An 8,945-nucleotide genomic window follows, 5' to 3' on the forward strand; every position below is an offset into this window, starting at 1 on the left:
GACCGATTTAGGGCAAAACTCTGACAATCTAACACGGTAACCACGTTCTTCAAGATAAAGCACTTTATCTAATGCGAGCCAGATCTCCAACGGACGTTGAAAAACAAGTTGCACTAAGCTCATTCTCTCCATTTGCCAGAAGCGTTGTTCGCTTAACTTTTCAAAATGAGAGAAATCGATTTCTTGAGGAAGAACAATGCCTTTTTGCTCCGCTGCCCAGCGACAGAACGATTCAAAACCATCACTTAATTGCGACTTACGGATACTCGGCACAGGCTGATACTCTGCCATTCCCAAAGCTTGTCGCGTGATCAAATCAAACCCAAGACGAAACATCATTTCCTGCTGACGATGACGACGCACGCGCTCTCCTCCCGTCACCGTTTGTTGTAATGGGATACGCAGTTCTTGCTTAGACAATGAGAGAGAAGAAGCCCTGCCCGATTCCGACATCGGCTGGTATTGTTCCGACTGAATCAAGTGGTAACAACAAGGTGATATGGTCATCGCAGCAATCCCATTTTCACTGCCGTACTGCATTAGACGAACGTGAAGGTCACCGCATGCATGCAGTGCTACTGCGTGTTGCGTTGGCTTAAACACGGCTTTCGCTTTGCTATCAAACGCGTCGCCTTGAATAAACGTCATCTTCCAATGATGTTCATTGGCTGCTTGTTGTCCCGAATCGCACAGTGCTTGTTGGTATTCAAAGCTGGTTACAGGCTGATCGGTTTGCGTGGTCAGGATTCGCCCCAAGTAACCTTTACCTGAGCACCATTCTAGCCATTCTTCGCCACAGTGTTGTTGAATTGCAGCTTCACCCATCGAGCTAATTTGCTCCAACTTACGTCCCGGAATACCGTTATCTAAACCACGAGCGAGTTCCAAGCCGTTTAACGACAAAAGCTCTAAATGAGTCAGTTTTGCGAGTTGTTCAAGCTCAGGCAAAAACGGACTAAGTGCTTTTAACGCGAGTTCTGGTGCTGCTTTGTATTCTTCGATTTGAGAGGGAGTAAGAGACGCTAGCCATTGGCACAGTCGAGGATGTTGCTCCTGCCAAGGTAATGATGTGCGAATGCTGCTTTTAAAAGGCTCGAATCGCCACAAAGATTGGTTTTCGATTAAGCAGTCATTAATAAATTGAAATTGCGTTTTCATAGCTCCCCCTACAACGAGCGCATTGTAGAGGGAATCGAAACATCAATGAAGTGTTATCTCACCGGAAGCTCGATGTCTTTAAACATCTCTTCGATTTCTGCATTAGACTTCAACGAAATCGCCTGCTCAACCACTGGACGCGTTAAGTGCGGTGCAAAACGCTCCATAAAATCGAACATGTAAGAGCGTAAGAATGTACCACGGCGGAAGCCGATGCTCGTGGTGCTCGCGCCAAACAAATGGCTCGCATCTATTGCAACCAAGTCACCGTCCTGCTCTTCATCCACAGCCATGCTTGCAATCACACCCACACCAATACCCATACGAACGTAAGTTTTAATGACATCTGCATCAGTTGCAGTGAACACCACTCGCGGGGTTAAACCTTCGCGGTTGAATGCTGTATCCAGCTCTGAACGGCCAGTAAAACCGAACACGTAAGTGACTAATGGGTAAGCGGCAAGATCACTGATCGTTACTTTGTCTTTCTTCGCTAGTGGGTGGTCTTTAGGCACAACTATTGAACGATTCCAGTGATAACAAGGCAGCATGATGGCATCTTGATATAAGTGAAGCGCTTCTGTCGCAATCGCAAAATTCGCTGTGCCTTTAGCTATCGCCTCAGACATTTGTGACGGTGTACCTTGGTGCATGTGTAACGACACTTTTGGATAACGAGAAGTAAAACCTTTGATGACATCTGGCAGTGCATAACGAGCCTGCGTATGTGTCGTGGTGATATTCAGTGTCCCCATTTCTGGATGGGTGTGCTCTCCAGCCACCGCTTTGATACTTTCTACACGAGCGAGAATTTCTTGAGAGATACGTACAATTTCTTCTCCAGCTGGCGTCACTTGCGTTAAGTGCTTACCGCTACGTTCAAAAATCTGAATGCCTAACTCGTCTTCCAGCAACCGAACCTGTTTACTGATACCTGGCTGAGAGGTATATAAGCTTTCCGCCGTTGCAGATACATTCAGATTATGGTTTACAACCTCAACAATATACTTCAGCTGCTGCAGTTTCATCGTAATCCCTTACTTATTCATGAGAGAGTTTATTGGCCACTCAAGCGAGCGATATAATAATTAGTTATAACGCGTTCAAATCGAAATGAACAGCAATTTCTAACTTATACCTCAATCACATACTAATAATCTTCAAGCAAGAAACAATATGCACAAAGTTGAGCCAATAAATGACCGAAGTTCTATGATGTGACTTCTATCAGTAACTAAAACGTGGGAGAGACAAAATAATCAAACAAATAAGGTGCCGAGTAAGATAAGATTCATGTATTCTTTAACGCTAGCCGCAGAAAAGTAAAGCAGACGCAAAGATATGAATATTGGTTTAATAATCGCTTTGGTAGCCATCCTACTGGTGTTAATCCTAGGCTATAACATTATGTTGCAATATAAGGTTAAAGTTGAAACCGCAAAAAGGCAGGAATCAGCACGATATGTAGCCTTGATAGATGGTACTGAAGAGTTGATTGGTCATGCGCACCATATCCCTTTTAGTAAAGAGCTGTTGTTGTGTCTAAACAATCGCATTCTTGACGCGCTAGAGAGCATGCATGAGCTGGACCCGAAGAACAAGCAACTTGCTCAACGTATCGAAAATATGAAGCAGCAGATTACGCAGCTAAAAGAGAATGGCCCTACTGGCGAGAGTACCACTTTCAAGATGCCGAGTAGTGATAAACAAGCTATCGTCATGCTTAAGCTGGTTAAACGACTTCGCGACACTATCCGTAACGAGCACAACAAAGGCCGATTGGATACCCAGACTTACGTCACCGAAAATGCGCGCTTGGAAACGATGCAAATTCGCATCAACATTGAAAATGTCATCAAAAGAGCAAACGACTCTATCGCTCGTGGCCAACCAGGCACCGCGCTTCAACTGCTGCGTAAAGGTATCGATGCTTTGAGCACTAAGAGCGATCCTTATTCTATTCAAGCGAAACAAAAGCTTGAAGAGATGTTAGGTGACTTAGATAAAAAGCGCCAAGATAAAAGCGATGCCGAAATGCAGCAGATTGCTGACAAAGAGCGTGACAATGACATGGAAGCTCTCTTCGGCGAGAAGAAAAAGTGGTAACATTCACTTCAGGTCAAAAAAGGCTGCAATTGCAGCCTTTTTTCTATCCGCAAGACAACGGATATGCCCAATAAAAATGTGAAGTACTAAAACTAAAATGATGAATCTAGACGCCTATCAAGATCTTCTTGCTCCCATTAACCAATTTCTGCGATGCAGTACACCTGATGAATGGGTAGAGGAAGCAAAGAAACCAGAGAACCTTCAAACCATTTTGTTAGACCACCTACTGTGCGAACTAAAAGCTGGCCAATCTGCCATGTTTTTAATTCGTAAGTATGCCGTTGATCAATCCAGTTCACATGCTCTACTTGACTGGTTTAAGCCCTACGAAGATTTTGCTTACCGTAACGTAGGCTCATTGGAAACTTTAAAAGGCAAGAGCAATATTTCTAAGGCAATCATGGCTAAGTCCGACTCACCATATAGCCAAGATTTGATCGATAAGATGGTGCTTTTGATAAAAGAGGAGTTACACCACTTTTATCAAGTTTTAGAGATCATGGAAAGTCGTGGAATTGAGTACAAAAATATTCCAGCAAGTCGTTATGCTAAAGGACTGATTTCGCATATGAAGACTCATGAGCCGGAAACGCTGATCGATAAACTCATCATTGGTGCGTACATCGAAGCTCGATCTTGTGAGCGTTTTGCCAAACTAGCACCACATATGGATGACGATATCGCAAAGTTCTACATTTCTTTATTACGTTCAGAAGCACGCCATTACCAGGATTATCTTGTATTAGCGGAGCAAATCGCAGGCAAAGATATCAGCGAGCGCATCGCCTACTTTGGACGTATAGAGGCAGATTTAATTTCTACGCCAGATACAGATTTTAAGTTTCACAGTGGTATCCCAGCCTAGCGAGCATATTCTCCCAAGGTTGAGCATACTCTGAACTTATATAGACAGAGAATAAATAAGCCGGACATTTCGTCCGGCTTATTTATTGTAGCAATGAGGTTAGGAATAAAGCTGAAACACAACAACTAGAGCTGGAATGAACCCATTCGAGTTTTCAAGTTGTGCGCTAGGCTACTAATCTGCTGACAAGCCACAGCCGTTTGTGAAGCTCCCTCAGCCATCTCTGTTGAAGCACTATTAATATGCTCCACACTGCGATTCAGCTCTTCGGATACAGAATTCTGCTCACTGCACGCCGTTGCGATTTGTGTGCTCATTTGCGCTATGTTATCGACAGAATGTTCAATTTCTTTTATCTGGCTATCAGCGTCATTAACTTGCTCAACACACTGAGAAATACCCTCCTGACAATCACGGCTTGAATGCCCTATTTTACTGCTGCTCTCTTGTAGCTGATTAACAATTTCCACAATTTGTGAAGTGGAGTCTTGAGTGCGTTGCGCCAGAGAACGAACCTCATCTGCCACAACAGCAAACCCACGTCCTTGTTCACCAGCCCGAGCGGCTTCAATTGCGGCGTTCAGTGCTAACAAGTTTGTTTGCTCGGCAATCCCGCGGATCACATCGACGACCACATTGATATTGTTTGAGCTCGATTCAAGCTCACGTGCCAGTTCATCTGATTCTTGGATCGTATGTGATACACGCTCAATTACTGCGATAGTTTGTTGTAACGTCGCCGTTCCTTGCTTTGCCACTTCCGCAGCCGAATAAGCAGAGGTTGCGCCAACTTCGGTATTTTGTGCCACTTCACTTACAGCAGCTTGCATCTCTGTCATCGCAGAAGCCACCGAGCTAAGTTCAATTTGTTGATTTTGCATACCAGAGGCGGTCTGAGAAGAAATAGCACTCACTTCCTCTACTGCTGCCGTTAGCTGAATCGTTGAGTCATTAATCTCAGAAACCAGCGAATGTAAGTTTGTTTGCATACCGACAAGCTCTTTAAGCAACGTTCCTAACTCGTCTTTGCTCAATTCACTTTCGTCGATTTGATTATTCAATTGACCCTTGGCGATTTTAGAAGCGAATTCCAATGCTCGATCAACAGGCCCGCAAATGACTCGAGAAAGCAGCATGGCAGACATTACCATGACCAATGCGACGACGAGCGCACCAACAGCAGCGCTGTATTGTGTAAATGCCGCTTCACTTTGTACTTCTTCACCAATCAAATTCACCAACTCATCGTTCAACGCGAGGGTATCATCCAAGCTGCTCAACGCTTTTGAGTAGGTATCGAAACTCGATAAAATCACATCATTTGCACTTTCAGCATCACCTTGGCTTAGCAGTGCGTTGTAAGTCTTCGTTTCTTTGATGTATTGATTCCAAGTTTCTTTAAAAACGCTAAAAGACTGCGTTTCACGCTTATTAAGGTCGAGCTTTTCGTATTCTGCAATACCAGCCTGCACATCAGAACGCCATTGGTCGAGGCCTTTTAACCACTCACCAATTTTGGGGTGATTTGCGTTTGGCAATAAAGAGAACTCATCTTTACGCACTTTAGTAATATCAACTTGGATACCTTTCAAAATCGCAACAGAAGGTAAACTTTTATCTGTTAACACTGAGATGTCTTTATTCAGTGTTAACAAACCTTGCACCAACATTACTGACACTAAACCAAACACGGCAAAAACGGTTAAATAACTAACCGATATTTTCTTTACGACACTTAAGTCTTTAATACGCATGCACTTTCTCCCCGCAGCCTTTCCAAACCTCTCACTTAAGTGAAAGCTTAACCTCTAAAACACACTGTTTTTTCGCTCGATATCATTGAACGCTCTTATATACATCGGCTTGAGAGATCAAATCTTGACCAGTAATTGATAGTTTTATCACATGCTATTTTAGAGATAGGCTCGTATGCTCCTTATTGTGTCTACATCTTTTCATGAGCGCTTCTCGGCGCAGATCCAAGATCTCATCGATGAGCTTTTCTTTCGCGTTTATCCCAAAATGCTGGGCATAATTTTTTACTTTTGCTATCTCATTAGGCTGCAAGCGGTACACCTCTTTCTTTAAACGCGCTTCTGCTTCACTTCTAATCAGACCTTGCTCTTGTAACAATTTAATGATGGTTTCATCGGTTGGATTTACTGCTCTAGCCATGGTGCTCCATCTATCAATTTGAGTTCTAGCCATATGGCTAGATGAATGACGCCGCACAACTTATAGAGCAAAGATGACAGCTTGATTGCAGTGAATGCAATTCGTTGACTGTTGGTATTATTTTCCACCGCTTCAACGGCAACACACTCAATACCTCCACCCTCACCATTGAATAAAGATCACATTCTGATAACAATTTTCAACACTGGCTTAGATGTCATCCATATTTAACGTGCAAGTAACATTTATAAACAAGAATGATTACTCTAGTTCAAATGATGGAAAAATAAGATGAAATTTTCGCAGTGGAGCCTTTTATTAAGTAGCTTGATAGCGTTACCCAGCATTGCAGATACCGACGTTTACCTAACGAATAACTCTGATCAACCGTTAACTATTCAAGTAAAACATGAAGGTAGTGATTTGCTTCAATACGGAGACGAGTGGCAACAACATGTGCAGGTACTTGGTCCGTGGGAAACTAAATCTGTATTAAGCTTCAACCGCTGGGAGGGCGTGAAATCAAATCAAACTTACCGTTTTGAAACGGTGGTTTCTAGCCCCGAAGGTGAAAGCATAACACTCAATCAAATAATGGAAGGCCATTGGTACAATTCGACCATTGAATACGGCTTATCCGCAGCCGATGTCGAGTTATCTCTCAAAGATGATCGTAACATTCATCGTGCCAACACTAACGCTTTTGGTACGAGAGAAACCGAACTGGCATTTAAGTCAGACAGTACCGCTCGATATGATGATCTTTACTACACCATCACGCCAAGCAAGGTAGCGGAGTCTGTCGACAACGAAGAACAAAACCTTAAGTTGATGACTTATAACATCTGGGCGTTGACGGCTATTGCATCGCACATTGGAGATCGTTACGAACTGATTCCTCAACATGTAAAAGGTTACGATGTTTTGGCGCTGCAAGAGGTGTTTGCCAGCGGCCGTGAAGCATTCTTACGTGAGTTAGCCAAGGAATATCCTTACCAAACAAAGATGTTAGATAAAGAAGGCGTTAATATTCATGATGGTGGCGTAATCATAGTTAGTCGCTACCCTATCGTGAATGAAGCGCAATATGTCTTTCCCGATTGCTCTGGTACAGACTGCTTTGCCGATAAAGGCGTAAATTATGCGGAAATAATTAAAGGTGGTCAGGCTTACCATGTGTTTGCTACCCATACCGCATCTTTCGATACAGACACCGCCCGTGAGTATCGTCAGCGCCAGTTCAAACAAATCCGCGCACTCGCCCAATCTCTTGACATTCCTTCAAGCGAAACTGTGGTATACAGCGGCGACTTTAACGTCAACAAAAGAAAGTTCCCTGGTGACTACCAACAAATGATCGCTAACTTAAGTGCCATAGAGCCTCACTACTCTGGTTACACGGAGTCAACCTTTGATCCCCGTATCAATAACTTCGCAGGTGAAGCGTTATCAGGTGGCGAAAACGTGGAATACCTTGACTATGTTATGGTGAGTAGTGAATACGGGGTGAAATCATTCAATGACAACCGTGTAGACGTGCCGCGCACAACCGCAGAGAGTTTATGGAAACACTATAACCTTTCTGACCATTTCCCAGTAAGCGCAACAATCAAGCCATGAAGAAAATCGCTTTGATAATCATGTCCGCCATTATGGCGGGCATGATATTTTTAACTTTCAATCACGATGTTCAAAAAAAAGAGCTCGCTTCCTCTCCTTCCCCTAAGACAAAAAATCAGAGTGTCTCCAGTACATCACCACAAACAAGCAGCATCGTGCCCGATACGGATACTTCACCACAAACAGCTAACCTCCCTTCCACAGTTCAAATAACGACTGAGCGATTAACTCAACTCAAAGGCAGGAAACTTGTCGCTGAACTTGAGACGTTTTGGCATGAGTGTATGTTGAACCGTAGTTGTGAAGAGCAGATCGCCTTGTTTGAGGCGCATTTATCTTCAGCTCGATTCCAGCTTTTGGCGAACTACCCTCAGCTCAGCAGCCAATGGCAAGAGAGTGTAGGAAATTTGTTATTTGATAAGCAACAATCACTGGCGTCGCGTATTGCACAGCTGAAGAACGAAGCAAGAAGCATCTGGGGAGAATTGGCTGATGTTGTTTTCGCGGATGAGTTCGCGCTGTACGATTTCAACTTAGAAGCCCAAAAGCTGGACACTCAAAGCCCAGATAACTTTTTGCGAGCTTTCGAGCAACTCACCATTGACTGGCAAGAACATGCAGGTGCTATCGGGCTAACAAGCGACCAGGAAAAATATGAGCGTGCGGTCACCCTGATTCCTAATAGTATGAGCCTACCAGATCGCTTGGCGCTCATCGCAGAGCTAGAACGAACTTACTTAACGAAAGAAGAAAGTAAAAACATTCATGCTCGTCAGCAGCAAATTACAGAGCAAAAAAAACAAGTCAAAGATTACCAACAAGCATTACAACAACTTGAGTCCAAGCTAAGAACGCAAAGAGCTTCTAGCCATTCAAATTTGTCAGAACCGGAATGGCAAAGCTATTACCAACAAGAAGTCGCGGATTTTCGTCGTGAATTTTTTTCTTCTTAACAATGCGCTTTGACTGACTGGGAACTTAAAAAGGCACGTTGCTAACCAGCCGTCGTGCCTTATGT

General features: G+C 43.6%; 8 protein-coding genes. 4 read left to right on the top strand and 4 right to left on the bottom strand.

All coding sequences use genetic code 11. The features are described 5' to 3' along the window. Both CAG68_RS17150 and cysB read right to left on the bottom strand, forming a co-directional pair. Nucleotides 1-1,158 (bottom strand): methyltransferase (locus CAG68_RS17150; RefSeq protein ID WP_161441407.1); only part of this gene is annotated, 1,158 nt, incomplete at its 3' end. Nucleotides 1,159-1,211: 53 nt separating this feature from the next. Beyond that, complete coding sequence (cysB, locus tag CAG68_RS17155) at nucleotides 1,212-2,186, bottom strand: HTH-type transcriptional regulator CysB (RefSeq protein WP_005388967.1); 975 nt, start codon at nucleotides 2,184-2,186, stop codon at nucleotides 1,212-1,214. A 313-nt stretch (nucleotides 2,187-2,499) separates the two neighbouring features. On the opposite strand from cysB, the gene CAG68_RS17160 reads away from it, so the two are divergent. Together CAG68_RS17160 and miaE are read left to right on the top strand one after the other, a co-directional pair. Next, nucleotides 2,500-3,264 (top strand): hypothetical protein, encoded by a 765-nt coding sequence (locus CAG68_RS17160; RefSeq protein ID WP_005378247.1) that lies wholly within the window; start codon nucleotides 2,500-2,502, stop codon nucleotides 3,262-3,264. A gap of 97 nt (nucleotides 3,265-3,361) precedes the next feature. After that, the gene (miaE, locus tag CAG68_RS17165) at nucleotides 3,362-4,132 is read left to right on the top strand and encodes a tRNA isopentenyl-2-thiomethyl-A-37 hydroxylase MiaE (RefSeq protein ID WP_086046621.1); all 771 of its coding nucleotides are present in this window, start codon (nucleotides 3,362-3,364) and stop codon (nucleotides 4,130-4,132) included. Between the two features lie 125 nt (nucleotides 4,133-4,257). Here miaE and CAG68_RS17170 read toward each other — a convergent pair whose 3' ends face one another. Together CAG68_RS17170 and CAG68_RS17175 are read right to left on the bottom strand one after the other, a co-directional pair. Then, nucleotides 4,258-5,886, bottom strand: coding sequence for a methyl-accepting chemotaxis protein (locus CAG68_RS17170; RefSeq protein WP_047100808.1), 1,629 nt, complete (start codon nucleotides 5,884-5,886; stop codon nucleotides 4,258-4,260). Nucleotides 5,887-6,040: 154 nt separating this feature from the next. Then, on the bottom strand, nucleotides 6,041-6,307 hold the full coding sequence (locus CAG68_RS17175) for a hypothetical protein (protein ID WP_025766895.1): 267 nt from the start codon (nucleotides 6,305-6,307) through the stop codon (nucleotides 6,041-6,043). Between the two features lie 291 nt (nucleotides 6,308-6,598). On the opposite strand from CAG68_RS17175, the gene CAG68_RS17180 reads away from it, so the two are divergent. Together CAG68_RS17180 and CAG68_RS17185 are read left to right on the top strand one after the other, a co-directional pair. Continuing rightward, nucleotides 6,599-7,927 (top strand): sphingomyelin phosphodiesterase, encoded by a 1,329-nt coding sequence (locus CAG68_RS17180; RefSeq protein ID WP_047100810.1) that lies wholly within the window; start codon nucleotides 6,599-6,601, stop codon nucleotides 7,925-7,927. Next, on the top strand, nucleotides 7,924-8,880 hold the full coding sequence (locus CAG68_RS17185; protein WP_047100813.1) for a hypothetical protein: 957 nt from the start codon (nucleotides 7,924-7,926) through the stop codon (nucleotides 8,878-8,880). The genes CAG68_RS17180 and CAG68_RS17185 overlap by 4 nt, the downstream gene beginning before the upstream one ends. Nucleotides 8,881-8,945 lie beyond the last annotated feature (65 nt).

The sequence above is a fragment of the Vibrio sp. V42_P2S4T144 genome (genome assembly GCF_009904715.1).
Lineage (GTDB): Bacteria > Pseudomonadota > Gammaproteobacteria > Enterobacterales > Vibrionaceae > Vibrio > Vibrio alginolyticus.

Excerpts from the sequence above, each read along its gene's own strand:
- CAG68_RS17175 (WP_025766895.1), bottom strand. The coding sequence starts at position 6,307 with ATGGCTAGAGCAGTAAATCCAACCGATGAAACCATCATTAAATTGTTA.
- CAG68_RS17180 (WP_047100810.1), top strand. The coding sequence starts at position 6,599 with ATGAAATTTTCGCAGTGGAGCCTTTTATTAAGTAGCTTGATAGCGTTA.
- CAG68_RS17185 (WP_047100813.1), top strand. The coding sequence starts at position 7,924 with ATGAAGAAAATCGCTTTGATAATCATGTCCGCCATTATGGCGGGCATG.
- miaE (WP_086046621.1), top strand. The coding sequence starts at position 3,362 with ATGATGAATCTAGACGCCTATCAAGATCTTCTTGCTCCCATTAACCAA.
- CAG68_RS17160 (WP_005378247.1), top strand. The coding sequence starts at position 2,500 with ATGAATATTGGTTTAATAATCGCTTTGGTAGCCATCCTACTGGTGTTA.
- CAG68_RS17170 (WP_047100808.1), bottom strand. The coding sequence starts at position 5,886 with ATGCGTATTAAAGACTTAAGTGTCGTAAAGAAAATATCGGTTAGTTAT.
- cysB (WP_005388967.1), bottom strand. The coding sequence starts at position 2,186 with ATGAAACTGCAGCAGCTGAAGTATATTGTTGAGGTTGTAAACCATAAT.